Here is a 24,937-nt window from a genome sequence, read left to right as displayed (position 1 = left end):
TCGTTCACAGTGTCCGCCGAATTCCCCTCGCCGTTTCCCCGACCGAACGTTAGCCGAAGAACATCGATATGTCGTTCCAGGTGGCAAAGACCATGAGCATAAGCACCATGGCAAAGCCGATCCGATAGGCGACATCCTGCGCGGCAGGACCGACAGGCTTCCCGCGCAAGGCCTCAACCGCATAGAACATCAAATGGCCGCCATCAAGCACCGGCACGGGCATGAGGTTAAGCAATCCTATGGAAACTGACAGGATTGCAGCGATATTCAGCAGGAATGGAATACCGAGCGTCGCCATCTGTCCGGAAACCTTGGCGACGCGGATCGGACCACCGATCTGGTCCGCTTTCATCCGTCCGGTCAGCACATTGCCAAGGTAGTCGAAGGTGCCCGTGATCACGTGCCAGCTTTGCAGGACGCCCTGCCCCACGGCCTCGATCGGGCCATAGGTGACGGTGCGGAAATTGCCGGCTTCCTGGTCGGTCAGGATGCCGATGATGCCAATCTCCATCTTGTTGCCGAACTGGTCGGCGAGCTCCGTCCGCTGAGGCACCATCGGCAGATCGAGTATCGCGCCATTGCGCTCGATCCGAATCGTGATCTTCAGTTCGGGCCGAACGCTGACATAGCGGCGAACGTCATCGAAGGTCGTCACGGGCGTGCCGTCGATCGAGATCAGCCGGTCGCCCGGGATAACGCCCGCCTGCGCGGCTGCGCTGTTTTCGTTCACCCGCGCCACCACCGGATCGGCGACCTGGCGGCCATAAACGGAGAAAAGAACGGCGAAGATCGCAATCGCGAGGATGAAGTTGGCGATCGGTCCTGCGGCAACGGTGGCCGCCCGCTTCCAGAGCCTGGCGCCAACAAAGGTCTTGCCGCGCTCTTCCGGCGCGATCGCTTCCAGGCGCTTATAGTCCGGCACGCTCGCCGCGTCCTCGTCGCCGAAGAACTTGACGTAGCCGCCGAGCGGGATCACCGACAATTTCCAGCGTGTTCCGCGCCGATCGGTCCAGCCGACCAGTTCGGGACCGAAGCCGATCGAAAAGGCAAGGATACGTATTCCCGACCAGCGGCCAACGAGGTAGTGCCCCATCTCGTGTACGAATACCAGCAAGGTCAGCACGAGAAGGAAGGGGATGATATAGCCGGTCAGAAGCTGAAAGGCATCAAGCAGATAGGTCATGAACGTTCCTCAAGTCCCTGCGGTCGGCATCAGGGGCCGAGCAGGACCGAACCGAAGGCGATCTGGCGCCCGTCGCTGACGAAATACTGAATCATGACCAGAATCAACGCCGCGACGCAGGCGAATATCAAACCGTCGACTCGATCCATGACTCCGCCGTGCCCTGGAATGAGACGACTCGAATCCTTCACGCCAAAGCGCCGCTTGATGAAGGATTCGAACAGATCCCCAACCTGGCTGGCAACCGAAAGCACCAAGGCAATGATCGGGATCCGAAGATCTTGCAGCGAAAAGTATGCCATAAAAACGGCAACACCGGCGAGGATGCCACAAATCGTGCCACCGATGGCGCCGGACCAAGTCTTACCGGGCGATATGCGCGGCGCGAGCTTCGGGCCACCGATCGCACGGCCGGTGAAATAGGCGAAAATGTCGGTTGCCCAGACCACCGCAAAGACGAACAAGGTTGCGATCAGGCCGAGATCGTCGGCGCCACGCAGCGCGGCCAGCGAGATGCCGGTGAGACCCGCATAGGCAATGCCCCCGGGCAGCCACCAGCTCGTCTTTTGAACAAGGACCCAAAGCAATGCGGCGCCGATGCCGAACGCCAGGACGGGAAGGCTGTAGCCGATGTAGCCGGTGACGACGAGACCTGCGATCACCGCCATGGAAAGCCAACCAAAGGCATTGCCCTGGAAATCGCGCTCAACAAGGCCGGTGATCGTCGACCACTCGTAGTAGACGAGAAGCCCGATCAGGACGGAAAGGAACTGGAAAGCGAGCCCGCCGAACCAAGTCGCAGCGAGAGCGACCGCTGCGAGCACCACTCCCGAAGCGATGCGAAGCTTGAGTTCAGTTTGCATCAGGAACCAACCGCCCGCGTCGGCTCGACCAATCCGCCGAAACGGCGCTCCCGGCAAGCATACTTCTCCAGAGCCGCCAGGAAGATCTCGCGTGTGAAGTCGGGCCACAGTTCGGGAACGAAGATCAGTTCGGAATAGGCGCCCTGCCAGAGCAGGAAATTCGACAAACGCTCTTCGCCGCTCGTACGGATGATGAGGTCCGGATCAGGTATATCGGCGGTGTCCAGCGCGGCCGCAATGCGTTCCTGGTTGATGTCCTCTGGGCGCAAGCGCCCTTCGGCGACATCGACGGCGAGGCGGCGCATCGCTCGGCTCAACTCGTCCCGCGCGCCGTAGTTGAAGGCGATAACCAGGGTAATTCCGGTATTCGCCCGCGTCGTCTCCTCGGCCTCGATCAACAACGGCAGGATGTCGCCGCGCAGGTTCGAGCGGTCGCCAATGACACGGATGCGGACGTTCTCGCGGTGCAGGTCGGCGAGATCCCGGCGGATGAAGGTCTTGAGCAGCCCCATGAGGTCGCTCACCTCCGGCTCCGGCCGGCTCCAGTTTTCCGAGGAGAACGCAAAAAGCGTCAGATAGCGAATACCCAGTTGGGCCGCCGTCTTGACGGCATCGCGAACGATCTCGACGCCTTTGCGATGCCCCATGGTGCGCGGTAGCCCACGCGCGTTCGCCCAACGTCCGTTGCCATCCATGATGATGGCAACATGTTCAGGAACGGTCGTGGAGATGAGATTTTGCATAAGGCGTCCGCGAAAGGAGACTCAGATCACGAGCAGATCAGACCTGCATGATTTCCTTTTCCTTCTCGGCGAGCAAGCGGTCGATCTCGGAAATCGTTTCGTCGGTCATCTTTTGCACGCGCTCGGACTGAGAACGGCTGATATCCTGACCGATTTCGCCATCCTTTTCGGCTTTTTTCAGGTCATCCATACCGTCGCGACGCACGTGGCGTACGGCTACCTTGGCTTTTTCAGCGTAGTCGTGGGCCACCTTGACCAGCGACTTGCGGCGCTCTTCGTTGAGCTCGGGCAACGGAATGCGCAGGTTCTGGCCGTCGATGATCGGATTAAGGCCGAGGTTCGATTCGCGAATGCCGCGATCGACGGCGCCAACCATCTGCTTGTCCCAGACCGAAACGGACAGCATGCGCGGCTCGGGAACGGTGATGTTGGCAACCTGGTTGAGCGGCACGCGCGAGCCGTAGGCTTCAACGGTCACCGGATCGAGAACGTTCGCCGACGCCCGGCCGGTACGAAGCGATGCAATATCGCTCTTGAATGCGGAAATGGCGCCATCCATGCGACGCTTCAGTTCCTTCAGTTCAACACCTTCACTCATGGTCGAAACTCCCGTTCTATCATTCGCCGGCCCGAGGGCCGTTCTGCGGCGTACTTAGTTGTCTGTGACGATGGTCGCGCGACCGCCGCCGGTCAAGATTTCCGCGAAACCACCCTTTTCGTGGATCGAGAAGACGACGATCGGAATGGTATTTTCGCGTGCCAGCGCGACGGCGGCAACATCCATGACGGCCAGGCCCTTTTCAAGGACCTCGCTGTGGGTCAAGCGATCGAAACGGGTTGCGGTCGGATCCTTCTTCGGGTCGGCTGAATAGATACCATCGACCTGGGTGCCCTTGAAAATGGCCTGAGCACCCATTTCCGCCGCGCGCAGCGCCGCAGCCGAGTCCGTCGTAAAGAAGGGGTTGCCGGTGCCGCCGGCGAAGATCACGACGCGGCCGAGCGAAAGATGATGAAGCGTTGCGCGCTGCGAGAAGCTCTCGCAGATCTCCGGCATCGCGATCGCCGAAAGCACGACCGTGTCGATGTCCAGCTTGCGCAGCGAGGTTGCCAGCGCCAGCGCGTTGATGACCGTTGCCAGCATGCCCATGTGGTCGCCGGTCACCCGGTCTCCACCCTTGGAGGCCACTGCGACGCCGCGGAAGATGTTGCCGCCACCGACGACGACACCGACTTCGACGCCCATGGCGCGCGCTTCGGCGATGTCGGCGGCGATGCGGTCGGCGACCGCCACGTCGATACCGAAGCCTTGGCTGCCCATCAGGGCTTCACCGGAGGCTTTGAGGAGAACACGCTTATAGATTGGCTCGGCCGGCATCATCGCTCCTGATCAGATCGGTGCGCGTGCGCACGAAGGCGGCGCACAGCGCATAAGGACATATTGCGCTCTCCGGTTTCAACCGCCGCGGAATAATTTCCGGCGGGTCCGGCGCATTGACGAAGCCCGATACACGAAGGGCACCGCGTTGTCACGCGATGCCCCGAGGTTTTCCCAATATGGGTGAAGAAATCAGCCCTTGGCGACGGCCGCAACTTCTGCGGCGAAGTCGGACTCTTCCTTCTCGACGCCTTCGCCGAGCAGCAGGCGAGCCATGCCGGTCACTTCGATCGGTGCGCCAGCGAGCTTTTCAGCGTCCTTGACGGCCTGACCGACGGTGATTTCCGGGTTCATGACGAAGGCCTGCGACAGCAGAGCGACTTCTTCGAAGAACTTGCGCATGCGGCCTTCGACCATCTTTTCGATGATGTTGTCCGGCTTGCCCGAAGCGCGCGACTGCTCGATGAAGACGTTGCGCTCGCGCTCGGCGACAGCAGCGTCGACTTCTTCAGCGCGGATCGCCAGCGGATTGGTCGCAGCGATGTGCATGGCAACCTGGCGGCCGACCGAGTACAGCACTTCCTTGTCGCCGACCGACTTCAGCGCGACGAGAACGCCGAGCTTGCCGATGCCGTCGCCGGCAGCGTTGTGGATGTAGGTTGCGACAACGCCGTCTTCGACCTTAAGCAGAGCTGCGCGACGCAGCGTCATGTTCTCGCCGATCGTGGCAATCGCGTCCTTGATCGATTCGTCGACAGACTTGCCGGTCGCCGGGTAGTTTGCGGCTGCAATGGCTTCAACCGTGCCGTCGGTGCCGAGCGCTACGTTGGCAACGCCGCGAACGAGTTCCTGGAAGGCTTCGTTACGGGCAACGAAGTCGGTTTCGGAGTTGATTTCGACGACGACGGCCTTGGCGCCGCCGCTGACGATGCCGACGAGGCCTTCGGCAGCCGTACGACCCGACTTCTTGTCGGCCTTCGCGATACCCTTGGCGCGCAGCCAGTCGATCGCTGCTTCCATGTCGCCGTTGGTTTCAGCAAGTGCCTTCTTGCAATCCATCATGCCTGCGCCGCTCTTTTCGCGCAGTTCCTTCACCATTGCTGCAGTCACAGTCATCTTTTTTGCCTCTTTGTCTGTTTGGCGGGGCGTACCCGCGCATGGCGCGATGCCAGGAGGTTTGGCAGGGAATGGCTTTTCAATGTGACACCGTGATGAATGCATCACGCTGATGTTGCTCGGATCCAACGATCCGAACGGATCGGCGCCATCCCCGGCTTAAAAGAACAAGGCCGTTCAGACTTTCATCACAAACGGCCTCGTCCCGACATTTCATTGGGGGCGACAGAGGTTATCTGCCGCCAGGGCCCGATCAGGCGTCGGTGGCCTCGTCGAGTGCCGGCTCGACCGGAACTTCGGCAGAGGCGCCGAGGTCACGGCCCGCTGCGCCCTGCTGGCGTGCGATGCCGTCGATGGCAGCGCGAGCGATGAGGTCGCAGTAGAGAGCGATGGCGCGCGAAGCGTCGTCGTTGCCCGGGATCGGATAGTCGATCTGGTCCGGATCGCAGTTCGAGTCGATGACGGCGACGACCGGGATGCCGAGGCGCTTGGCTTCGTCGATCGCGATCGATTCCTTGTTGGTGTCGATGATGAACATCAGGTCCGGGGTGCCGCCCATGTCGCGGATACCGCCGAGTGCGCGGTTCAGCTTTTCGCGCTCGCGCTCGAGGTTCAGGCGTTCCTTCTTGGTGAAGCCCGAAGCTTCCGAAGCGAGGATTTCGTCGAGCTTGCGCAGGCGCTGGATCGAGTTCGAAATCGTCTTCCAGTTCGTCATCATGCCGCCGAGCCAGCGAGCGTTGACGTAGTACTGGGCCGAACGCTTGGCAGCGTCAGCGATGATTTCCGAAGCCTGGCGCTTGGTGCCGACGAACAGAACGCGGCCGCCGTTGGCAACGGTGTCGCTGACGACCTGCAGGGCGCGCGACAGCATCGGTACGGTCTGAGCGAGGTCGATGATGTGAACGTTGTTACGATCGCCGAAAATGTACGGCTTCATCTTCGGGTTCCAGCGGTGCGTCTGGTGGCCGAAGTGAACGCCAGCTTCCAGAAGCTGACGCATGCTAAAATCAGGCAATGCCATGCCTTTTCTCCTTTTCCGGTTGAACCTCCGCGAAGCGTCGAGCATGGTCTTTCGACCGGCCCACCGGCGGAACGATCCGGATTTCTCCCGGAACATCCCATGCTTCACGTGTGGAATGGGCAGCCCCTTAACCTCAACTGCCCGAGAAATCAAGACGCGAAAGCCGCTTTTTGGCGGGATCGCCTATTTGCAGTCCTCGGAATTGAAGACTTCGAGGTCGGCGAGCTTTCCGCTGAGGACAAAATCGCCGTAGTCCATCGTCAGGTCCCGGGTGATCCCGTTTTCATAGAGCTTGAACGACATGCGGTAGATCGGCAGTGCATCGCCGCTCTTGTCGTCGTTGAAATAGGAGATCGTCACCGGCCAATAGCTTTCGCTGCCGAACTTGCCGGCCTTGCCCGCATCCGGCTCGTCGGCGGTGGGCTTGCGCGCTTTGCCGACGAAGGTCGAGGTGATCAGCGTCTTGTCGCCGGAGTCGGAACCGTCGAAAATGCGCGCCTCGAACAGGCTTTCTCCCTTTTTCGCCCGCGAGATCACTTCCATCATATGGGCGGTCGGGAACCGGCTGGCCGCGAGTTCCACCTCACGCTTGTCGGGCGCGGTCAACTCGACCTTGACGCCGGCCTTTTCCTCGTGCGCGGTGCCGCGCACTTCCTTATCCAGTTTCTCGTCCGTGAAGGAACGTGTCAGGAAGCGGAAGTTGCCGCTCTTCAGGTCCTCATAGGTGGTCGTCTGCTGGTCGGTGAGACGCACTTCCTCACCGGTGTCGACCTGGGTCACGAAGCGGAAGCTGACCGTATAGCCCTCGCAGGCGGAGCCATTGAATTCATAGACCATACGACCATACATTCCGGCAATGCCCGAACGATCAGACGCATCCTTGAGTTCAAGATCATAGACGGCGCGATGCGGTACGAGGATGTTCGCACTCGCCGCCGTCGCGCCCGACGCCGTCATGACGGCGAAACAAACGCTGCCCAGTGTGACGAGACCGAAGCCTTTATGAAACATCCGTTTCCTCCTGTTGGACTCGCCGGCAATGCTATAAACAAGCGTTCGGCAGAAGCGAGGCGGTGATTGCAGGAAAAGCCGGCCCCCCGCCGCGATCCGGCCTGAATGCAGGATTTTAACACAAAAGACAACAATGGAGCTTTCCATGTCCGCAGAGATCGAAACGCGCCTCAAGGACCTCGGCGTCACCCTTCCCCAGGCTGCGACCCCGGTCGCGAACTATGTGCCGTACGTGATCAGCGGCTCCATGCTGTACATCTCCGGGCAGCTTCCGATGGAGGACGGCAAGGTCGCGGTGACGGGCATTGTCGGCAAGGATGTCGACGTCGCCCGCGCGCAGCGCGCCGCCGAACTCTGCTCGATCAACATCCTCGCACAGGCAAAATCCGCGCTCGGCGGCGACCTCGGCCGCATCCGTCGTCTCGTAAAGATCAACGGCTTCGTCGCCTCGACGCCGGAATTCACCGAGCAGCATCTGGTCATCAACGGCGCATCCAATCTGTTGGCCGGCGCGCTCGGCGAAGCCGGCAAGCACGCCCGCGCCGCCGTCGGCATGGCCTCGCTCCCCTTCAATGCCGCCGTCGAAATCGACGCGGTCATCGAGATTGCCTGATCAGGGTGCCCGGCATGGCTGATATTTCCTGGCTGAAGGCCCAACCGATCGCCCATCGCGGCTATCACGACATGAACAGGCAAGTGTGGGAGAATACGCTCTCGGCATTCTCCCGCGCGGTCGAGGCGGGTTTTGCGATCGAGTGCGACCTGCAATACACCGCCGACAGCATCCCGGTCGTCTTCCATGACGACGACACGCAGCGCCTCTGCGGTATCAAGGGCGACGTTCGCTCACGCACCGCCGGCGAGCTCGGGCTGATGGCGATTGGCGGGACCAAAGACAAGGTGCCGACCTTGACGCAGATGCTGCGGCTGGTCGACGGCAAGGTTCCCCTCGTCATCGAACTCAAGGGCCGCAAGGGCGACGACGAAGGCTTTGCCGCCGCCGTTCTGGAGACCCTCGAAGGATACAAGGGGCACGTCGCCCTGATGAGCTTCGATCACTGGCTGCTCAAGGATCTGAAGGCGCTCGACGCACCCTACCCGCTCGGCCTGACCGCAGAAGGCGCCAATCCCGAAACCTTCTTCGTGCACGAGGAAGCGATGCAGCTCGGGCTCGATTTCATCTCCTATCACTACGGCCACCTGCCGAATTCGTTCATCACCAAGGAGCGGACACTCGGCAAGACGATCATCACCTGGACCGTGCGCGACCGGCAGGCCGAGGCTTACACTTACGCCCACGCGGACCAAATGACCTTCGAGGGTTTCGACCCGCGGGAGGCCCTGGTTTCCTGAACTGATGTCAGACGCCGTCACCATCCGCATAGCCCAGTCCTTCGCCGATGTGCCGGCAGCACGTTGGAACGTGCTTTCCGGTGCGTCGAAGGAGCATCCCGACGGCGTCTACAATCCCTTCCTCTCGCATGCCTATCTCTCCGCTCTCGAAGAATCCGGATCGGCAACCGCCAAGACCGGCTGGCTCGGCCAGCACCTGCTTCTCGAAGGATCGGACGGCCATCTGCGCGGCGGCCTCGTCTGTTATCTGAAGAACCACAGCCAGGGCGAATATGTCTTTGACCATGGCTGGGCCGACGCGTTTGAGCGGGCCGGCGGGCGCTACTATCCGAAGCTGCAAAGCTCCATCCCCTTCACGCCGGCCACCGGACCGAGACTGCTTACGGCGCCGGGTGAGAACGGGCGGGCGGTGCAGGATGCGCTTGCCGCGGGCTTGAAGGAGCTTGCGCGCAGGCACGATGTGTCGTCGGTGCATGTCACCTTCGTGCCGGAAGCCGAGATGCCTGCCCTCGAGCGTGCCGGCTTCCTGCACCGCACCGACCAGCAGTTCCATTTCTCCAACGAGGGTTACGGATCGCACGCCGATTTCCTGGAGACCCTTGCCTCGCGCAAGCGCAAGGCGCTCAAGAAGGAACGCAGGGCTGCGCTCGAGAACGGCATCTCGATCGACTGGCTGACAGGCCGCGACCTGACGGAAGCGATCTGGGACCAGTTCTTCGCCTTCTACATGGACACCGGCGGCCGCAAGTGGGGTCGTCCCTATCTGACGCGCGCCTTCTATTCGCTGATCGGCGAACGCATGGCCGACGATATTCTGCTAGTGATGGCACGCCGCAACGGCCGCTACATTGCCGGCGCGATCAACTTCATCGGCGGTGACGCACTCTACGGCCGTCACTGGGGCTGCATCGAGGACCATCCGTTCCTGCATTTCGAAGTCTGCTACCACCAGGCGATCGACTTCGCGATCGCCAAGGGCTTGAAGCGGGTCGAGGCCGGCGCCCAGGGCGAACACAAGCTCGCGCGAGGCTATATGCCCGTCATCACCCATTCGGCGCATTTCATCACCCATCCAGGGCTCGCCCGCGCGGTCGCCGACTATCTTGACCGCGAGCGCAGGGATGTGGAGGAAACGGGCGAGATTCTTGCAGAACACGGACCTTTCCGCAAAGGTGAGCGGCAAGACGACTAGACCGCTTCGGCGAGGGCCGGCCTGCGCCAATTCATGAGGAACGACAATGAGCTATGACGACAACAACATCTTCGCCAAGATCCTGCGCGGCGAAATCCCTTCGCATCGCGTCTACGAGGACGATGCGACGATCGCGTTCATGGATGTCATGCCGCAGGCCGAAGGCCATTTGCTCGTCGTTCCGAAGGCGCCCTCGCGCAACCTGCTCGATGCCGATCCGGCGACGCTGCCAACGCTGATTGCCACCGTGCAGAAACTGGCGGTCGCAGCGAAAGAGGCCTTCGAGGCGGATGGCGTCACGGTCATGCAGTTCAACGAGGCGCCGGCCGGCCAATCGGTCTTCCACCTGCACTTCCATGTCATTCCGCGGCGCGCGGGCGTGCCGCTGAAGCCGCATTCCGGTACGATGGAAGACGGCGCCGTGCTGGCGGCCAATGCCGAAAAGGTTCGGCAGGCGCTCTGATCGCGCCTTCAATCTCTTCCAGAGTTGTTGTTCCGCCGAGACGGCTTTCGTGCTCGGCGGATGGTCTTCTTGCGTCACCGGCCTGCGGCGAAGATGAGCGCTCAGAAACCGAGAAACCAGAGCCCCGACGCAAGCCCGGCGATCGCAGTCGCTATCCCGATCGCCGGCTTTCGGCCGAAGAGAAAGAAAGCCACGGCCCCAAGCGCAACGGCCCCCGTGCGCAGCCAGAGTGGGGATTGCTCGAGCACACCCGTCGGATAGAGGACGAGCTTGGCGATGACCGCGGCGACAAGAGCGGTCGCGACCGCCCTCACCCAGTTCAGCGCTTCGGAATCATCGCGCAGCTTGTTGCCGGCAACGACGCCCAGCCAGCGCCAGATGTCGGTTGCCAGCCAGCCGGCGATCGCGATGAAGGCATAGGGCCACCAACCGTCCTGCCACGTCATGCGCCTACCTCCTTGCGTTGGCGCCAAAGGCGCTCGACCAACCAGGCGAGCGTGCCGCCACCAAGGCCGGCAATCAGGATATCGAATTCCGGAAACAGCCAGTAGAACAGCGGCCCGCCGGCGAGGCCGAACAAGAGCGCGACGTAGACGACGGGGTGGCGCGCTGAATGCCATATCGATGCGAGGAAATAGACGGGTGTCAGGAAGAAGAGGCAGCCGGCGACGATCGGCGGAAAGTCCGCGACGAAGTGGTAGACGACGGCGACCAGCAGCATGTTTGTCGCGACGAGCGTGATGCCGAAGCCGGCAAAGAAGGCGGCACGCCGCCCACGCGGCACCTTCGGCACCTTCTCCATTGCGAACACCCAGGCGGTGATCGCGATGAAGTGCGACAGGACGAGGAGCAGCCATGTCGGCGTTCGCGACGTGCGCAATTCCGGAACGAGCGCCGCAACCATCGGCATCAAACGAACGGACGACAGCGAAACCGCCAGGAACGCGGCCGCAAGGTTTGCGCCGCTCATCATCGAGCCAACAAGGATAACCTTGGCCGGAAGCGCCCAGACGATGCCGGTCATGAAGACGACCTGCTGCACCGGAATTCCGGCCTGCGCCGTCAGCGAGCAGAAGCCGACGAAGGACAGCATCAGGATGAAGGCCGGCAGGCTGAAGATGCCGCGCATACCCTTCCCGAACCAGGCGAGCGAAGATTGCTCGTCTTCTTCCCTATTCATCGGCACTTCCGGACTGTCTTGACTCAGAAAAACGGTGCCGGATGGTTTGCATCCGACACCGTCGAACATTTCTTGCAAGCGCCTATTTCTTGCGCGGCACCTTCGGCACCGTGCGGCCCTTTCTCGGAGCCGCGTCGCTGGCCCCAGCGTCGCCACCCGACGACGCCTTGGCGGCGGCCTTCTTCGGCTTGGACTTCGACGCAGGCTCGGCGCCCACTTCTTCCTTGTCCTCGGCCTTCTTCGGCTTTGTCGTCTTCATCGCCGGACGGGAAACCTCTGCCTTCGGCTTGATCGGCGTAGTTTCGGGAACGGCATCCAGCAGCAAGCCCTTGGTGCCATCGGCCTTGGTGCCGATCGTCACCTTGACGACGCCGCCCTTCTTCAGCTTGCCGAAGAGGATTTCATCGGCGAGCGGCTTCTTGACGTTTTCCTGGATGACACGAGCGAGAGGCCGGGCACCCATCTTCTCGTCGTAGCCCTTCTCGGCAAGCCAGGCGATCGCCTCGGGCGCGAGGTCGAAGGTGACGTTGCGCTCGGCAAGCTGGGTCTCCAGCTGCATGACGAACTTCTGCACCACCTGGTGGATAACCGGGGTCGGCAGCGAGGCGAACGGGATCACCGCGTCCAGACGGTTGCGGAATTCCGGCGTGAACAGGCGGTTCAGCGCCTCTTCATCCTCACCCGTGCGCTTGGAAGAACCGAAGCCGATGGCGGCCCGGGCCATTTCCGATGCGCCGGCATTGGTCGTCATGATCAGGATGACGTTGCGGAAGTCGATCTTCTTGCCGTTATGATCGGTCAGCGAACCGTGATCCATGACCTGCAACAGGATGTTGAATAGGTCCGGATGCGCCTTCTCGATCTCGTCGAGCAGCAGCACGCAATGCGGATGCTGGTCGACGCCATCGGTCAATAGGCCGCCCTGGTCGAAGCCGACATAGCCGGGAGGTGCACCGAGCAGGCGCGAAACCGTGTGCCGCTCCATGTATTCCGACATGTCGAAGCGCAGAAGTTCGACGCCGAGCGAGGTCGCAAGCTGCTTGGCAACTTCCGTCTTGCCGACGCCGGTCGGGCCGGAGAAGACGTAGCAGCCGATCGGCTTGTTCGGTTCCCGCAGGCCGGCACGCGCCAGCTTGATCGACGAAGCGAGTGCTTCGATCGCCAGGTCCTGGCCATAGACGACCGAGCGCAGCTCCTTCTCGAGATTGGCAAGCACTGCCTCGTCGTCCTTGGAGACGGTTTTCGGCGGGATGCGCGCCATCGTCGCGATCGTCGCTTCGATCTCCTTCTCGGTGATCAGCTTACGGCGCTTGCCGGCGGGCAGCAGCATCTGCGCCGCGCCGGACTCGTCGATCACGTCGATCGCCTTGTCGGGCAGCTTGCGATCGTTGATGTAACGGGCCGAGAGCTCGACAGCCGCCTTGATCGCCTCGTTCGAGTATTTCAGGTGATGATATTCCTCGAAGTAGGGTTTCAGACCCTTCATGATCTCGATCGCATCGGCAATCGTCGGCTCGTTCACGTCGATCTTCTGGAAGCGGCGGACGAGCGCCCGGTCCTTCTCGAAGAACTGACGGTATTCCTTGTAGGTCGTCGAACCGATGCAACGGATCGCGCCGGAAGACAGCGCCGGCTTCAGCAGGTTGGACGCATCCATCGCGCCACCGGACGTGGCGCCAGCACCGATGACGGTGTGGATCTCGTCGATGAAGAGCACGGCGCCCGGATAGTCCTCAAGTTCCTTGACGACCTGCTTCAGGCGCTCCTCGAAATCGCCGCGGTAACGCGTGCCGGCGAGCAAGGTGCCCATGTCCAGCGAGAAGATCGTCGCATCCTGCAGCGCCTCCGGTACCTTCTTTTCGACGATCCGCTTGGCAAGGCCTTCGGCGATCGCCGTCTTGCCGACGCCGGGGTCGCCCACATAGAGCGGATTGTTCTTGGAACGGCGGCACAGCACCTGGATGGTGCGGTTCACCTCGGCGTGGCGCCCGATCAACGGGTCGATCTTGCCGGACTTCGCCTTTTCATTGAGGTTGACGCAATAGGCAGTCAGAGCGTCCTGCTGCTTCTTGGGGCCGTTTTCCTCGGTGTCGCGCGAAGGCTTCTGCTCGGATTCGTGATCGTCGGCGCCGCGTACCGGCCGGGACTCGGAACTGCCGGGGCGCTTGCCGATACCGTGCGAAATGAAGTTGACGGCGTCGTAACGCGTCATCTCCTGCTCCTGCAGGAAATAGGCAGCATGGCTCTCGCGCTCGGCGAAGATGGCAACCAGCACGTTGGCGCCGGTCACTTCCTCGCGGCCGGACGACTGGACGTGGATAACAGCGCGCTGGATGACACGCTGGAACCCCGCCGTCGGCTTGGAGTCCTCATCGTAGCCGGTCACGAGATTGGAAAGCTCGTTGTCGACATAATCCGTCACGGTCTTGCGCAGCGTCTCGAGATTGACGTTGCAGGCGCCCATCACGGCGGCCGCGTCGGCATCGTCGATCAATGCCAAAAGCAGATGCTCGAGCGTGGCGTATTCATGATGGCGCTCGTTGGCAAAAGTCAGTGCCTGGTGCAGCGCCTTTTCGAGGCTGGGCGAAAATGTTGGCACGTTAGTTCCTCATTTCTTTTCCATGACGCATTGCAACGGATGCTGATGCTGCCGGGCAAAATCCATCACCTGCGTCACCTTGGTTTCGGCGACCTCATAGGTGAAGACGCCGCACTCTCCGACGCCGTGATTGTGGACGTGGAGCATGATACGGGTCGCCTCTTCCGGGTCCTTCTGAAAGAAGCGCTCCAGAATATGGATGACAAACTCCATCGGCGTGTAATCGTCATTCAAAAGCAGAACACGATACAAACTTGGCTTTTTGGTCTTCGGCTTGGTACGCGTGATGACGGACGTGCTGCGGTTGTTGCCGTTTCCCTCGTCATCGCTACCTTGCTGCATCCGGACCGGCATGGCGATCATTCTTGTCAGTTCCTTGTACAGCAGCGACCCCATTGAATACGGCCGCAGCGTGCTTGCCCTTTATCTAATGGTTCGTTTTCAGATTTTAAGACCGAACCAACGCACTGCAATCATAATCGCACGACCGCGCGCAAGATTGATCAACTTTCTTCGGGCCGCTCACAGCAAAAGCGGGAAAACAAAAGGGCCGGTCGCAATTGCTGCGACCGGCCCTCGAGAAACTTGTTCCGTGCTCGGCGATCAGGCGGCGGCAGCGGCGGCCTTCACTGCTGCCGTTGCCTTGGCAACCGGCGCTTCGTAGGGCTTGTAAGCATCCTTGGCGAGATCAGCGTACATTTCGCCGATCTTCGTAGCCTCGGCGACGAAGCCTTCGTAGCTCGACTTGATGTAGTTGGTCTGCAGTTCGAAAACAGCTTCGACACTCTTGGTGGCCGACAGCTTCTCAACGTGCGCGACGCCTTCTTCGAAGGACTTCTTGGAATAGTCGGCAGCCTCGGTCGCGATAGCCTGGAGACCCTTGGTCCAAGCGGAATAGCTCTTTACAGCCACGTCAATGGCTTCTTTGCTCTTCTTGTTTGCATCATCGAAGTTGAACATCGGGTGTCTCCTTAGTGACGGCCTGATCTGGGAGGCTTCAGTTTATGTGCACCGCACAAAAAGTCAAGACGAGTGTGCAATGCAATAAAATACAACGGATGCAACAACTTGATGAAGAAATGCCGTCGAGCGTAAAATTTCCTTCGATCTTTGCCGAAGACAGAAGATGAAGGCCGCGAGCAATTGCCCAAAGTGACATCAAGGCTTCACCAGAAACAATAAGCCCCAAAAATCGCAGGGATTTTCGGGGCTCGCTACTTTGTCGTCCCTCGTCAGGACTTAGAGGTCGATGTCGAGGATCGCCATGGAGAAGTTGTAGGAAAGCTCGCCATCTTCCTCATCGCGGAAAACGACACCGAGGAACTCGTCACCGAGATAGACCTCAGCGGACTCGTCCTTCTTCGGGCGAGCCTTGACGACCATCTGCTGGTTGAAGGTGCGCTTGAAATAGGCTTCAAGCTTGCGGATTTCTTCGGGCTTCAAAACACGTCTCCGTAGCCGTTTATCTGTGCGGCGCTTCTCGCACGCTGCATCGCCGGGTGTAAACCCCTCGAAAGAGGCTTACGCACCGGTTCCCGTATGTTCAGATATCGAAGCTGCTCAGGATCTGGTCCATCTGACGCGACGGCTCGGAGCAACCGGCCTCCCCCACCACCTTCGCCGGCACGCCTGCAACGGTCGACTTCGGCGGTACCGGTTTCAAAACGACCGAGCCCGCGGCGACACGCGAGCAATGGCCGATATGGATATTGCCGAGGATCTTGGCGCCGGCGCCGATCAGGACCCCATCGGCGATCTTCGGATGGCGATCGCTGCCTTCCTTGCCCGTGCCACCGAGCGTCACGCCGTGCAGGATAGAGACATTGTCGCCGATCACGGCCGTCTCGCCGACGACGAGACCGGTGGCGTGGTCAAGGAAGATGCCGCGGCCAATGCGGGCGGCCGGGTTGATGTCCGTCTGGAAGACGCTCGACGAACGGCTCTGCAGATAGAACGCGAAGTCCTTGCGGCCGCGCTTCAAGAGCCAATGGGCCAGGCGGTGCGTCTGGATGGCGTGGAACCCCTTGAAATAGAGCACCGGCTCGATGAAGCGGGTGCAGGCGGGATCGCGGTCGTAGACCGCCTGGATATCGACGCGCAGAATGGCGCCCCATTCCGGCCAATCCTCGAGCATCTCCGAGAAGGTCTGCCGCAGGAGGTTCGCCTGGAGGTCGGGATGATCCAACCTCTCGCAGATGCGATAGATCACGCTTTCTTCGAGCGAGTGCTGATTGACCACCGTGGAATAGAGGAAGGCCGCCAGCATCGGGTCCTGCTCGGCTGCCACGCGGGCTTCCTCACGCAGGCTGTTCCAGATCGGGTCCATCACCTTCAACGCTTCCGTCTGGCGAAGTTCGGTCTTGGCGACCATCGTCGCTCTCCTTCCTGTCCGTCCCACAGTCACTATAGGGGAAATCCGACATGACTTAAATGGCCCGGCCCCAGTTCCACTCTCGGTCGAGCAGCTCAGGAGCGGGCAAGCCTACGGTGCTCTCCGTCAACCTCCTCGAGGAACTCGAGTACGGCCTTCTTGAAAACCCGATCTCCAACCGCGAGCATATGGTCCCGGCCCGGAATATCAAGCGCACGCGCATTGGGCATCAGCGCCGCCAGTTCCTGCGGCGAGCCGGCAATGTCGTCCTTCGTCCCGACGCCGATCAGGGTGGGCACGTCGATGCGCGCCATGTCCTCGGCCGTCAGCAGATCGCGGGATGTCGAGATACAGGCCGCAAGCGCCTGCCTGTCGCTTTTGGTCTGGTCGGCAAAGGCGCGGAACATGCGGCCGCGCGCATGGGTCACGACCTCCAGAGAGGGCGCCACCAGGGCATCGGCGATCGGGTCCCAATCCCCTACCCCTGTCACCATGCCGATGCCGAGGCCGCCGAAGACCAGGGAGCGCACCCGGTGGGGATGCGCAAGTGCCAGAAATGCGGAGATGCGGGCGCCCATGGAGTAGCCCATCACATGCGCCTCGGCGATGCCGAGATGGCCCAGAAGCGCCACGGCGTCACCCGCCATCTGCTGCGGATGATAGAGTGCTGGATCATAGGGTTTGCTGCTGATGCCATGCCCGCGATTGTCGAGCGCGATCACCCGGTAACCGGCATCGCCCAGCGTCTTCAGCCAGCCAGGGAACACCCAGTTGACGTTGGCGCTCGAGGCAAACCCGTGAATGAGCAGAATGGGTGCGCCGGCTGGATCACCTTCGTCGAAGAAGGCTATCTCCAGGCCCTCGTGGGTAAAGCGGGAAAACGGCGGCGGATTGAGATCCATCTTTATCATCCTAGGGGTATCGATCCGGTGCAACCTAGTTCGTCGCCCTGGCGAGTGAAACCCCGCCCCGGCAAAAACCACAGCTGCGGCGTGTTTGCCGCTACACTTTTGCAGCAAAGCTCACTATGGTGCCGGCAACTTTCAGACTTGCATTCATCGGAGCATGACATGGCCGGCCACAGCATCCCGCACTTCCAGAACGACGGCGGACATCAGGCAATCGAAATCGGCGTCAAGGAATTCATGTGCACCGGCGCGTCCATTCCGTACGATCACCCGCACATCTTCATCGATATGGGCGACGGCAACGAAAAGGTCTGCTCCTACTGCTCCACGCTCTATCGCTACAATCCGAAGCTGAAGGCGACGGAAACCAATCCGCCCGGCTGCCTCTTCGCCCACAAAGCCGCCTGACAAGCCACGATGTCGCGTGCTGTCGCGATCATCGGTGCCGGTATCGGCGGGCTTACGGCCGCCTTGTGCCTCGCCCGCCGCGGCTTCGAGGTTGACATCATCGAGCGAGCCGAGGCACTGACCGAGGTCGGCGCCGGCCTGCAGCTGTCACCGAACGCCTCGCGCATCCTGATCGAGCTCGGCCTCCTCTCGAAGCTCGAAGGCTACTGGAGTGAACCCGAACACATCGGCCTGGTCGATGGCGTAACCCTGAGCCCTCTGGCCAGCGTATCGGCTGGCGCTTTCGCCCGCCGCCGCTGGCATGCCCCCTATGCCGTCATGCATCGTGCCAGCCTGCAGAAGGTCCTGCTTTCCGCCGTCGAGGCCGAGCCTCATTGCCGCCTGCAGCTTGGCCACCAGACCGATACTCCCGACGAGCAGACCATCGCAAAACTGACGGGGCGCCGCCCGGACATCATCGTCGGCGCCGACGGGATCTGGTCGCGATTGCGCAACAGCGTACCCGGTGCCGGCCGCGTCAGCTTCTCGGGCAACGTCGCCTGGCGCATGACGCTCGCGCGCGATAAGGCCGCGGGCCTCCTCAAACCGAACCAGGTGACGGCGTTCCTCGGTCCTCGCGCCCATCTCGTCGCCTACCCGTTGCGGGAAGTTGACGGCTTCAATCTCGTCGCGATCATCGAGGGCAAGGAGACCGACGCCGTCTGGGTCGGCAAGGATTCGGACGAGCGGCGCCAGGATTGTCTGAATGCTTTCTCACGCTGGAATGCAGGCATCCGCTCGCTGCTCGAAATGGCTGCGGCCCCCACCTATTGGCCATTGTGCACCGTGGACGATGGCGCCTGGCAGGACGGACGCAAGACCGTGCTGATCGGAGATGCGGCCCATGCGATGACGCCTTTTGCGGCACAGGGCGCAGCCATGGCAATCGAGGACGCCTTCGAGCTTTCCGACTGCCTGGCCACCGGCACCAATGTCCCACAGGCGCTGGCGACATTCGAAGCGAAACGCCGGCCACGCATCGCCCGGGTCCGCCGGCGTGCGGCATTCAATCACTTCGCCTACCATGCCCGGGGGCCTTTGCGCCTCGGCCGCGACATCGTCCTGAAACTCAAGGGACCAGACGCGCTCGCCGCCGACCTCGACTGGCTCTACGGCTACGGCGCCAAGCGGCCCTAGTTTCCGACGCTACCGTATCTCTCCTTAAATCGACCTCGATTCGAGGGCGAAGACAGGCAGCAAACAAGTCTGCGGCGGCGACCTTTGCGAGTCCGACAAGACGCTCGACGAAGCCTCCAGCCTTCAATAATCGATGGTGGCAAGGCGCCGCGAATGGTCGCGGCGCCCTTTTCGTCAGACGGCGTTCGCGGCCGCCAATCCCGCTTCGATGTCGCGGCGGATATCCGGCACATCCTCGAGGCCGATCTGCAGGCGGATGACCGGCCCTTCCGTCGGCGCCAGCGCGACCTTGCGATCTCCCAGGCCAACGTGAACGGCGAGACTTTCGAACCCGCCCCAGGAGTAACCCAGCCCGAACAGTTTCAGCGCGTCGAGGAAAGCGTGCGCCTTGACCTTGAAACGATCAGGGCTTTCCGCCTTCAGGACGAAGGAGAAGATGCCGCTCGCGCCGCTGAAATCACGCTTCCAGAGTTCGTGGCCGGGGAAGCTTGGCAGCGCCGGATGCAGTACGCGCGCGACTTCGTCCCGCGTTTCGAGCCATTTCGCCAGTGTCAGCGCACTTTCCTGATGGCGTTCGAGACGGATGCCCATGGTTCTGAGGCCGCGCAGGATCTGATAGCTGTCGTCCGGCGAGACGCAGACGCCAAGCGTGACCATCGCCTCCGTCAATGCCGGCCAATGCGCAGCGTTCGCCGACACGGTGCCGAAAAGCACGTCCGAGTGCCCGGATGGATATTTGGTGGCCGCATGGATCGATACGTCGACGCCATGGTCAAGCGGCTTGAAATAGACCGGCGTCGCCCAGGTATTGTCCATGGTGACGACGCAGCCATGGCGATGGGCGGCGGTGGCAATCGCGCGGATGTCCTGCATCTCGAACGTGTTCGAGCCCGGCGCTTCCGTGTGCACCAGACGCGTGTTCGGGCGGATCAGCGATTCGATACCCGCACCGATCATCGGATCGTAATATTCGACGGTGACGCCGAGACGCGTCAGCATCGTGTCGCAGAAGTGGCGCGTCGGGAAATAGACCGAATCGACGACCAACGCGTGGTCGCCCGCTGAAAGGTAAGCGAGGAACGGCACCGTCACCGCAGCCAGACCCGAGGGCACCAGGATCGTCCCGGCGGAACCTTCGAGCTCGTTGATCGCGTCACAAAGCGCATCCGTGGTCGGCGTTCCGCGCGTCCCGTAGGTGTATTTCTGTGCGCGCGTTTCCATCGTCTTCGCATTGGGAAACAGCACGGTGGACGCATGCACCACCGGCGGATTGACGAAGCCGAAATAGTCGGAGGGATTGTTGCCGCTATGAGCGAGACGGGTGTTGATGCCCCTCTTGCCATTCACATTGCCGCTGTCTGCCATTGCATGTTCCGCTTCTAATTTCGAATGAGAAACTCTTCGAATGAGCTACAACCGCGGTCAAGTGGCAAAAATCATGGAGTGTCGTTTTGGCAGTTATTGGCGGGCATTTGGCGATTTTTCGTCCAGCGCCCGCTCGCTTCCCCCAAGAACTGCCTAACTTTCTGGCTTGTTTCGAGTTTTTCACATGCAAAATCAGAAAATCGGCAGCCTCTCTTGACCCTCATGGAATTTGAGCATGAGATAGCCTGTACTCGCGCCAGGAGGGTGGCGGAGACTGCACGCGCCAGGAGAGGCGGCGGTGCAGGCGGGAACTAACGACAACAGAAAAAGGTTCTAAAAATGGCAAGAAGAATTCTGACAGCTCTCGTTGGCGCTGCTGTCATGGGGATTGGCACACAGGCGGCTTCCGGCGCCACCCTTGACGACGTGAAGGCCAAGGGCTTTGTCCAGTGCGGCGTGAACACCGGCCTTGCCGGCTTCGCGGCACCGGATGCTTCGGGCAACTGGAGCGGTTTCGACGTTGACTACTGCAAGGCAATCGCCGCCGCGATCTTCGCGGATGGCAGCAAGGTAAAGTACACGCCCACTTCGGCCAAGGAACGCTTCCCGGCACTGCAGTCCGGCGAGGTCGACGTCCTTGCCCGCAACACCACCTGGACGATCAACCGCGACACCGCGCTCGGCTTCAACTTCCGCCCGGTGAATTACTATGACGGCCAGGGCTTCATGGTTCGCAAGAGCCTGAACGTCAAGTCGGCCCTCGAGCTTTCGGGCGCAGCCGTCTGCGTGCAGACCGGCACCACCACCGAACTTAACCTTGCCGACTACTTCAAGTCCAACAACCTGCAGTACAATCCGGTCGTCTTCGAAAAGCTCGAAGAAGTGAACGCCGCCTATGACGCTGGCCGTTGCGACGTTTACACTACCGACCAGTCGGGTCTCTATTCGCTGCGTCTGACGCTGTCGAAGCCCGACGATCACATGATTCTGCCGGAGATCATCTCGAAGGAGCCGCTTGGTCCGGCCGTTCGCCAGGGTGACGACCAGTGGTTCGACATTGTCAGCTGGGTCCACTACGCCCTGATCCAGGCCGAAGAGTTCGGCATCACCCAGGCAAACGTGGAAGAAATGAAGAAGTCCACGAACCCGGACGTCCAGCGCTTCCTCGGCGTCGAAGCTGACTCGAAGATCGGCACCGACCTCGGCCTGACCAACGAATGGGCCGTGAACATCATCAAGGCCGTCGGCAACTACGGCGAAGTCTTCGACCGCAACATCGGCGCCGGCAGCCCGCTCAAGATCGAGCGCGGCCTCAACGCGTTGTGGAACAAGGGCGGCATCCAGTACGCACCGCCGATCCGCTAAGGCGATCTGACACGACTGGGGAAGCGGACAACCGCTTCCCCATCCCAACGATAAGAACACCCAAAAGGGTGAAAAGGGGAAAGAGGCATTGTATGGCGATTGGCGTCACAACTACGCCTGAGAAAAGCAAAACGTCCGGGTCGATCATCAACGACCCGCAGGTCCGTGGCATCTTTTATCAGGTACTCACTCTCGTCGTTCTCGCGGCCTTCGTCTATTGGGTGGCCGACAATACGATCGAGAACCTCAAACGGGCGAACATCGCCTCCGGCTATGCCTTCCTGAAGGGGCGCGCCGGCTTCGACGTCGGACAATCGCTGATCGCCTATACCAGCAATTCAACCTATCAGCGCGCGCTGTTCGTCGGCCTGTTCAATACGCTGCTCGTGGCGATCTGCGGTATCGTCACGGCCACCATCATCGGCTTTACGGTCGGCATCGGCCGATTGTCGCACAACTGGCTGATCGCCAAGTTGTCGCTCACCTATGTCGAAGTGTTCCGGAATATCCCGCCGCTGCTCGTCATCTTCTTCTGGTACAGCGGCGTCCTGGCGATCCTGCCTCAGCCGCGCGAATCGGCGGCGCTGCCGCTCAACATGTTCCTGAACAATCGCGGTCTGGCCTTTCCGAGGCCGATCCTCGGTGATGGCTGGCAATTCACGCTCTTCGCCTTCGTCGTCGCGATCGTCGCAAGCTTCGCGGTGGCGCGTTACGCGCACAAGAAGCAGGAAGCCACCGGACAGCGCTTCCCGCTTCTATGGACCGTCGTCGGTCTCCTCGTCGGCCTGCCGCTGCTGACATTCCTTGCGAGCGGATCGCCGATCACCTTCGACGTCCCGATTGCCGGAAAGTTCAACCTCACCGGCGGTTCGGTCATTGGACCGGAGTTCCTGTCGCTGTATCTGGCGCTCTCGTTCTATACCGCGGCCTTCATCGCGGAGATCGTGCGCGCCGGTATTCGTGGCGTTTCCAAGGGACAGACCGAGGCCGCGCACGCGCTGGGAATCCGACCTCGCCTGACGACGCGCCTCGTTGTCGTTCCGCAGGCGCTGAGGATCATCATTCCGCCGCTTACCAGCCAGTACCTGAACCTCACCAAGAACTCGTCGCTCGCCGTCGCGATCGGTTATGCGGATCTCGTCGCCGTCGGCGGGACGATCCTCAACCAGACAGGTCAGTCGATCGAGATCGTCACGATCTGGATCGTCGTCTACCTGTCACTGAGCCTGGCGACATCGCTGTTCATGAACTGGTTCAACGCCCGCATGGCCCTGGTGGAGAGATAAGACAATGAGCACACACCAGGCAACTTTCGTCCGGGCTTCGATGATCGAAGCTTCGGCTCCGCCGATCGCAGAAGGCGGCATCGTCCACTGGCTGCGCCAAAACCTCTTCGCCACGCCGAAGGACATGGTGCTCACCATCATCGCCGCGCTTGCGCTCGCGTGGCTCCTGCCGCCGGCGATCCAATGGCTCTTCCTTGACGCCGCTTGGACCGGAGGCGGGCGTGGTGTCTGCGCCACGGTTGCACAGGGCGGCTCGCAGCCGGAAGGCTGGAGCGGCGCGTGCTGGGCTTTCGTCAATGCGAAGCTCGATCAGTTCGTCTACGGGCGCTACCCGCTCGACGAACGCTGGAGGCCGACCCTTGTCGGCATCCTCTTCATAGTTTTCCTCGTGCCGATGTTGATGCCGAAGCTCCCTTACAAGAGCATCAACGCCATTTTGCTGTTTGCGGTGCTGCCGGTCGTTTCCCTGATCCTGCTTCCGGGCGGCTGGTTTGGGCTGACCTTCGTCGAAACGCCGCTTTGGGGCGGCCTGATGGTGACGCTCATTCTCTCTTTCGTCGGCATCGCGGTGTCGCTGCCTTTCGGCATTCTCCTGGCCCTCGGCCGACGATCACATATGCCGGTGATCAAGATGCTTTGCACCGCCTTCATCGAACTGGTGCGCGGTATTCCGTTGATCACGGTGCTGTTCATGGCCAGCGTCATGCTGCCCTTGTTCCTGCCGCAGGGCGTCACCTTCGACAAGTTCCTGCGCGCGCTGATCGGTGTCTCGCTCTTCGCCTCCGCCTATATGGCTGAGGTGGTGCGCGGCGGCCTGCAGGCCATTCCCAAGGGACAATATGAAGGGGCCGATTCCCTTGGCCTCAGCTATTGGCAGAAGATGAACCTGATCGTGCTGCCGCAGGCGCTGAAGCTGGTGATCCCGGGTATCGTGAACACCTTCATCGGCCTCTTCAAGGATACGTCGCTGGTCTCGATCATCGGCATGTTCGATCTGCTCGGCATCGTTCGCTTCAACTTCACCGATGCAAACTGGGCCTCCTCGGTCACGCCGATCTCGGGTCTAATTTTCGCTGGCTTCATATTCTGGCTTTTCTGCTTCGGTATGTCGCGCTATTCAGGCTTCATGGAACGCGTGCTCGACACGGCCCATAAACGATAAAATGAGGGGAGGATCGCATGGCAAATACCGCCACTGCTTCCAAAATGACTGTATCTGCAACGGATGTTGCAGTCGAAATCACCGGAATGAACAAATGGTACGGGGACTTCCACGTCCTTCGTGACATCAACCTAAAGGTTATGAAGGGCGAGCGCATCGTCATCGCCGGCCCGTCAGGCTCCGGCAAATCGACGATGATCCGCTGCATCAACCGGCTGGAAGAACACCAGAAGGGCAAGATCGTCGTCGACGGCATCGAGCTCACCAACGACCTGAAGAAGATCGATGAAGTGCGCCGCGAAGTCGGCATGGTGTTCCAGCACTTCAACCTCTTCCCGCACCTGACGATCCTGGAAAACTGCACGCTTGCACCGATCTGGGTCCGCAAGATGCCGAAGAAGCAGGCGGAAGAAATCGCGATGCACTTCCTGAAGCGCGTCAAGATTCCGGAACAGGCCAACAAATATCCGGGCCAGCTCTCCGGCGGTCAGCAGCAGCGTGTGGCGATCGCCCGCTCGCTGTGCATGAAGCCGAAGATCCTGCTGTTCGATGAGCCGACCTCGGCACTCGATCCGGAAATGGTCAAGGAAGTGCTCGACACCATGGTGAGCCTCGCCGAAGAAGGCATGACCATGCTGTGCGTGACCCACGAAATGGGCTTCGCCCGCCAGGTCGCCAACCGCGTGATCTTCATGGACCAGGGCCAGATCGTCGAGCAGAACTCGCCGGCCGAGTTCTTCGACAATCCGCAGCACGAGCGCACCAAGCTGTTCCTCAGCCAGATCCTGCACTAACCA

27 protein-coding genes are annotated in these 24,937 nt (G+C 61.1%); 10 read left to right on the top strand and 17 right to left on the bottom strand.

Going from position 1 to position 24,937, the window contains the following annotated elements; all coding sequences use genetic code 11:
• Positions 1 to 49: 49 nt before the first annotated feature.
• The 8 genes from rseP to AC1Z3V_RS24980 all read right to left on the bottom strand — a co-directional run bounded on the left by rseP (position 50) and on the right by AC1Z3V_RS24980 (position 7,312).
• Positions 50 to 1,183: an RIP metalloprotease RseP gene (gene rseP, locus AC1Z3V_RS25015; RefSeq protein WP_483502322.1), complete on the bottom strand. Its 1,134-nt coding sequence runs from the start codon at positions 1,181 to 1,183 to the stop codon at positions 50 to 52.
• A gap of 29 nt (positions 1,184 to 1,212) precedes the next feature.
• A complete protein-coding gene (locus AC1Z3V_RS25010) occupies positions 1,213 to 2,046 on the bottom strand; it encodes a phosphatidate cytidylyltransferase (RefSeq protein ID WP_483502320.1) in 834 nt (277 codons plus the stop codon).
• Positions 2,046 to 2,789, bottom strand: coding sequence for an isoprenyl transferase (locus AC1Z3V_RS25005; protein WP_483502319.1), 744 nt, complete (start codon positions 2,787 to 2,789; stop codon positions 2,046 to 2,048). The genes AC1Z3V_RS25010 and AC1Z3V_RS25005 overlap by 1 nt, the downstream gene beginning before the upstream one ends.
• 37 nt (positions 2,790 to 2,826) lie before the next feature.
• Positions 2,827 to 3,387 carry a ribosome recycling factor gene (gene frr, locus AC1Z3V_RS25000; protein WP_173516389.1) on the bottom strand — a complete coding sequence of 187 codons (561 nt, stop codon included), beginning with the start codon at positions 3,385 to 3,387 and terminating at the stop codon, positions 2,827 to 2,829.
• Between the two features lie 54 nt (positions 3,388 to 3,441).
• Complete coding sequence (pyrH, locus tag AC1Z3V_RS24995) at positions 3,442 to 4,164, bottom strand: UMP kinase (protein ID WP_247959054.1); 723 nt, start codon at positions 4,162 to 4,164, stop codon at positions 3,442 to 3,444.
• 192 nt (positions 4,165 to 4,356) lie between these two features.
• Entirely contained in the window at positions 4,357 to 5,280 is a 924-nt protein-coding gene (tsf, locus tag AC1Z3V_RS24990) for a translation elongation factor Ts (RefSeq protein WP_429816987.1), read from the bottom strand.
• A 253-nt stretch (positions 5,281 to 5,533) separates the two neighbouring features.
• Entirely contained in the window at positions 5,534 to 6,301 is a 768-nt protein-coding gene (gene rpsB, locus AC1Z3V_RS24985; protein WP_429816986.1) for a 30S ribosomal protein S2, read from the bottom strand.
• A 183-nt stretch (positions 6,302 to 6,484) separates the two neighbouring features.
• On the bottom strand, positions 6,485 to 7,312 hold the full coding sequence (locus AC1Z3V_RS24980) for a cell envelope integrity EipB family protein (protein WP_429816983.1): 828 nt from the start codon (positions 7,310 to 7,312) through the stop codon (positions 6,485 to 6,487).
• A gap of 145 nt (positions 7,313 to 7,457) precedes the next feature.
• Here AC1Z3V_RS24980 and AC1Z3V_RS24975 point away from each other — a divergent pair, with 145 nt between their 5' ends.
• Genes AC1Z3V_RS24975 through AC1Z3V_RS24960 form a run of 4 tightly spaced genes read left to right on the top strand, consistent with a single transcriptional unit; the run spans position 7,458 to position 10,320 of the window.
• A complete protein-coding gene (locus AC1Z3V_RS24975; protein WP_483502317.1) occupies positions 7,458 to 7,925 on the top strand; it encodes a RidA family protein in 468 nt (155 codons plus the stop codon).
• A gap of 14 nt (positions 7,926 to 7,939) precedes the next feature.
• Complete coding sequence (locus AC1Z3V_RS24970; RefSeq protein WP_483502316.1) at positions 7,940 to 8,665, top strand: glycerophosphodiester phosphodiesterase; 726 nt, start codon at positions 7,940 to 7,942, stop codon at positions 8,663 to 8,665.
• Positions 8,666 to 8,669: 4 nt separating this feature from the next.
• Positions 8,670 to 9,857 (top strand): GNAT family N-acetyltransferase, encoded by a 1,188-nt coding sequence (locus tag AC1Z3V_RS24965; RefSeq protein WP_483502315.1) that lies wholly within the window; start codon positions 8,670 to 8,672, stop codon positions 9,855 to 9,857.
• A 46-nt stretch (positions 9,858 to 9,903) separates the two neighbouring features.
• Positions 9,904 to 10,320 carry an HIT family protein gene (locus tag AC1Z3V_RS24960; RefSeq protein WP_429816976.1) on the top strand — a complete coding sequence of 139 codons (417 nt, stop codon included), beginning with the start codon at positions 9,904 to 9,906 and terminating at the stop codon, positions 10,318 to 10,320.
• Positions 10,321 to 10,421: 101 nt separating this feature from the next.
• Here AC1Z3V_RS24960 and AC1Z3V_RS24955 read toward each other — a convergent pair whose 3' ends face one another.
• The 8 genes from AC1Z3V_RS24955 to AC1Z3V_RS24920 form a co-directional block, all read right to left on the bottom strand.
• Positions 10,422 to 10,766: an AzlD domain-containing protein gene (locus tag AC1Z3V_RS24955; protein WP_483502313.1), complete on the bottom strand. Its 345-nt coding sequence runs from the start codon at positions 10,764 to 10,766 to the stop codon at positions 10,422 to 10,424.
• Positions 10,763 to 11,500, bottom strand: a complete 738-nt coding sequence (locus tag AC1Z3V_RS24950; protein WP_429816971.1) for an AzlC family ABC transporter permease — start codon at positions 11,498 to 11,500, stop codon at positions 10,763 to 10,765. The genes AC1Z3V_RS24955 and AC1Z3V_RS24950 overlap by 4 nt, the downstream gene beginning before the upstream one ends.
• An 82-nt stretch (positions 11,501 to 11,582) precedes the next feature.
• Positions 11,583 to 14,099: an ATP-dependent Clp protease ATP-binding subunit ClpA gene (gene clpA / locus AC1Z3V_RS24945; protein WP_429816968.1), complete on the bottom strand. Its 2,517-nt coding sequence runs from the start codon at positions 14,097 to 14,099 to the stop codon at positions 11,583 to 11,585.
• A 9-nt stretch (positions 14,100 to 14,108) separates the two neighbouring features.
• A complete protein-coding gene (gene clpS, locus AC1Z3V_RS24940) occupies positions 14,109 to 14,462 on the bottom strand; it encodes an ATP-dependent Clp protease adapter ClpS (RefSeq protein WP_173516377.1) in 354 nt (117 codons plus the stop codon).
• A 240-nt stretch (positions 14,463 to 14,702) separates the two neighbouring features.
• Positions 14,703 to 15,059 (bottom strand): phasin family protein, encoded by a 357-nt coding sequence (locus AC1Z3V_RS24935; RefSeq protein ID WP_429816966.1) that lies wholly within the window; start codon positions 15,057 to 15,059, stop codon positions 14,703 to 14,705.
• A 279-nt stretch (positions 15,060 to 15,338) separates the two neighbouring features.
• On the bottom strand, positions 15,339 to 15,542 hold the full coding sequence (locus AC1Z3V_RS24930; protein WP_034796738.1) for a DUF3126 family protein: 204 nt from the start codon (positions 15,540 to 15,542) through the stop codon (positions 15,339 to 15,341).
• Between the two features lie 100 nt (positions 15,543 to 15,642).
• Positions 15,643 to 16,470, bottom strand: a complete 828-nt coding sequence (gene cysE, locus AC1Z3V_RS24925) for a serine O-acetyltransferase (protein ID WP_429816962.1) — start codon at positions 16,468 to 16,470, stop codon at positions 15,643 to 15,645.
• Positions 16,471 to 16,565: 95 nt separating this feature from the next.
• Positions 16,566 to 17,372 carry an alpha/beta fold hydrolase gene (locus AC1Z3V_RS24920; protein WP_483502311.1) on the bottom strand — a complete coding sequence of 269 codons (807 nt, stop codon included), beginning with the start codon at positions 17,370 to 17,372 and terminating at the stop codon, positions 16,566 to 16,568.
• Between the two features lie 168 nt (positions 17,373 to 17,540).
• Between AC1Z3V_RS24920 and AC1Z3V_RS24915 the strand changes: the two genes are divergently transcribed.
• Both AC1Z3V_RS24915 and AC1Z3V_RS24910 read left to right on the top strand, forming a co-directional pair.
• Positions 17,541 to 17,786, top strand: coding sequence for a zinc-finger domain-containing protein (locus AC1Z3V_RS24915; RefSeq protein WP_483502309.1), 246 nt, complete (start codon positions 17,541 to 17,543; stop codon positions 17,784 to 17,786).
• 9 nt (positions 17,787 to 17,795) lie between these two features.
• Entirely contained in the window at positions 17,796 to 18,962 is a 1,167-nt protein-coding gene (locus AC1Z3V_RS24910) for an FAD-dependent monooxygenase (RefSeq protein ID WP_483502307.1), read from the top strand.
• A gap of 174 nt (positions 18,963 to 19,136) precedes the next feature.
• Here the strand turns inward: AC1Z3V_RS24910 and AC1Z3V_RS24905 are convergent, their stop codons facing one another.
• Entirely contained in the window at positions 19,137 to 20,327 is a 1,191-nt protein-coding gene (locus tag AC1Z3V_RS24905) for a cystathionine beta-lyase (protein WP_483502306.1), read from the bottom strand.
• A 339-nt stretch (positions 20,328 to 20,666) separates the two neighbouring features.
• Between AC1Z3V_RS24905 and AC1Z3V_RS24900 the strand changes: the two genes are divergently transcribed.
• The 4 genes from AC1Z3V_RS24900 to AC1Z3V_RS24885 all read left to right on the top strand — a co-directional run bounded on the left by AC1Z3V_RS24900 (position 20,667) and on the right by AC1Z3V_RS24885 (position 24,934).
• Positions 20,667 to 21,692 carry an amino acid ABC transporter substrate-binding protein gene (locus AC1Z3V_RS24900; protein ID WP_483502305.1) on the top strand — a complete coding sequence of 342 codons (1,026 nt, stop codon included), beginning with the start codon at positions 20,667 to 20,669 and terminating at the stop codon, positions 21,690 to 21,692.
• 92 nt (positions 21,693 to 21,784) lie between these two features.
• Positions 21,785 to 22,978, top strand: a complete 1,194-nt coding sequence (locus AC1Z3V_RS24895) for an amino acid ABC transporter permease (RefSeq protein WP_483502303.1) — start codon at positions 21,785 to 21,787, stop codon at positions 22,976 to 22,978.
• Between the two features lie 4 nt (positions 22,979 to 22,982).
• A complete protein-coding gene (locus AC1Z3V_RS24890; RefSeq protein ID WP_429816944.1) occupies positions 22,983 to 24,140 on the top strand; it encodes an amino acid ABC transporter permease in 1,158 nt (385 codons plus the stop codon).
• Positions 24,141 to 24,157: 17 nt separating this feature from the next.
• Positions 24,158 to 24,934, top strand: a complete 777-nt coding sequence (locus AC1Z3V_RS24885) for an amino acid ABC transporter ATP-binding protein (RefSeq protein ID WP_113537665.1) — start codon at positions 24,158 to 24,160, stop codon at positions 24,932 to 24,934.
• Positions 24,935 to 24,937: the final 3 nt, after the last annotated feature.

This window comes from Ensifer sp. 38_S197, assembly GCF_056924495.1.
The sequence above is the reverse complement of the archived record's forward strand: the minus strand, read 5'-3'. Positions and strand labels throughout refer to the sequence as shown.

What these genes read in the sequence shown, in the direction of transcription:
- rseP (WP_483502322.1), bottom strand. Translation starts at nt 1,183, where the DNA reads ATGACCTATCTGCTTGATGCCTTTCAGCTTCTGACCGGCTATATCATC.
- AC1Z3V_RS25010 (WP_483502320.1), bottom strand. Translation starts at nt 2,046, where the DNA reads ATGCAAACTGAACTCAAGCTTCGCATCGCTTCGGGAGTGGTGCTCGCA.
- AC1Z3V_RS25005 (WP_483502319.1), bottom strand. Translation starts at nt 2,789, where the DNA reads ATGCAAAATCTCATCTCCACGACCGTTCCTGAACATGTTGCCATCATC.
- frr (WP_173516389.1), bottom strand. Translation starts at nt 3,387, where the DNA reads ATGAGTGAAGGTGTTGAACTGAAGGAACTGAAGCGTCGCATGGATGGC.
- pyrH (WP_247959054.1), bottom strand. Translation starts at nt 4,164, where the DNA reads ATGCCGGCCGAGCCAATCTATAAGCGTGTTCTCCTCAAAGCCTCCGGT.
- tsf (WP_429816987.1), bottom strand. Translation starts at nt 5,280, where the DNA reads ATGACTGTGACTGCAGCAATGGTGAAGGAACTGCGCGAAAAGAGCGGC.
- rpsB (WP_429816986.1), bottom strand. Translation starts at nt 6,301, where the DNA reads ATGGCATTGCCTGATTTTAGCATGCGTCAGCTTCTGGAAGCTGGCGTT.
- AC1Z3V_RS24980 (WP_429816983.1), bottom strand. Translation starts at nt 7,312, where the DNA reads ATGTTTCATAAAGGCTTCGGTCTCGTCACACTGGGCAGCGTTTGTTTC.
- AC1Z3V_RS24975 (WP_483502317.1), top strand. Translation starts at nt 7,458, where the DNA reads ATGTCCGCAGAGATCGAAACGCGCCTCAAGGACCTCGGCGTCACCCTT.
- AC1Z3V_RS24970 (WP_483502316.1), top strand. Translation starts at nt 7,940, where the DNA reads ATGGCTGATATTTCCTGGCTGAAGGCCCAACCGATCGCCCATCGCGGC.
- AC1Z3V_RS24965 (WP_483502315.1), top strand. Translation starts at nt 8,670, where the DNA reads ATGTCAGACGCCGTCACCATCCGCATAGCCCAGTCCTTCGCCGATGTG.
- AC1Z3V_RS24960 (WP_429816976.1), top strand. Translation starts at nt 9,904, where the DNA reads ATGAGCTATGACGACAACAACATCTTCGCCAAGATCCTGCGCGGCGAA.
- AC1Z3V_RS24955 (WP_483502313.1), bottom strand. Translation starts at nt 10,766, where the DNA reads ATGACGTGGCAGGACGGTTGGTGGCCCTATGCCTTCATCGCGATCGCC.
- AC1Z3V_RS24950 (WP_429816971.1), bottom strand. Translation starts at nt 11,500, where the DNA reads ATGAATAGGGAAGAAGACGAGCAATCTTCGCTCGCCTGGTTCGGGAAG.
- clpS (WP_173516377.1), bottom strand. Translation starts at nt 14,462, where the DNA reads ATGATCGCCATGCCGGTCCGGATGCAGCAAGGTAGCGATGACGAGGGA.
- AC1Z3V_RS24935 (WP_429816966.1), bottom strand. Translation starts at nt 15,059, where the DNA reads ATGTTCAACTTCGATGATGCAAACAAGAAGAGCAAAGAAGCCATTGAC.
- cysE (WP_429816962.1), bottom strand. Translation starts at nt 16,470, where the DNA reads ATGGTCGCCAAGACCGAACTTCGCCAGACGGAAGCGTTGAAGGTGATG.
- AC1Z3V_RS24920 (WP_483502311.1), bottom strand. Translation starts at nt 17,372, where the DNA reads ATGGATCTCAATCCGCCGCCGTTTTCCCGCTTTACCCACGAGGGCCTG.
- AC1Z3V_RS24915 (WP_483502309.1), top strand. Translation starts at nt 17,541, where the DNA reads ATGGCCGGCCACAGCATCCCGCACTTCCAGAACGACGGCGGACATCAG.
- AC1Z3V_RS24910 (WP_483502307.1), top strand. Translation starts at nt 17,796, where the DNA reads ATGTCGCGTGCTGTCGCGATCATCGGTGCCGGTATCGGCGGGCTTACG.
- AC1Z3V_RS24905 (WP_483502306.1), bottom strand. Translation starts at nt 20,327, where the DNA reads ATGGCAGACAGCGGCAATGTGAATGGCAAGAGGGGCATCAACACCCGT.
- AC1Z3V_RS24900 (WP_483502305.1), top strand. Translation starts at nt 20,667, where the DNA reads ATGGCAAGAAGAATTCTGACAGCTCTCGTTGGCGCTGCTGTCATGGGG.
- AC1Z3V_RS24895 (WP_483502303.1), top strand. Translation starts at nt 21,785, where the DNA reads ATGGCGATTGGCGTCACAACTACGCCTGAGAAAAGCAAAACGTCCGGG.
- AC1Z3V_RS24890 (WP_429816944.1), top strand. Translation starts at nt 22,983, where the DNA reads ATGAGCACACACCAGGCAACTTTCGTCCGGGCTTCGATGATCGAAGCT.
- AC1Z3V_RS24885 (WP_113537665.1), top strand. Translation starts at nt 24,158, where the DNA reads ATGGCAAATACCGCCACTGCTTCCAAAATGACTGTATCTGCAACGGAT.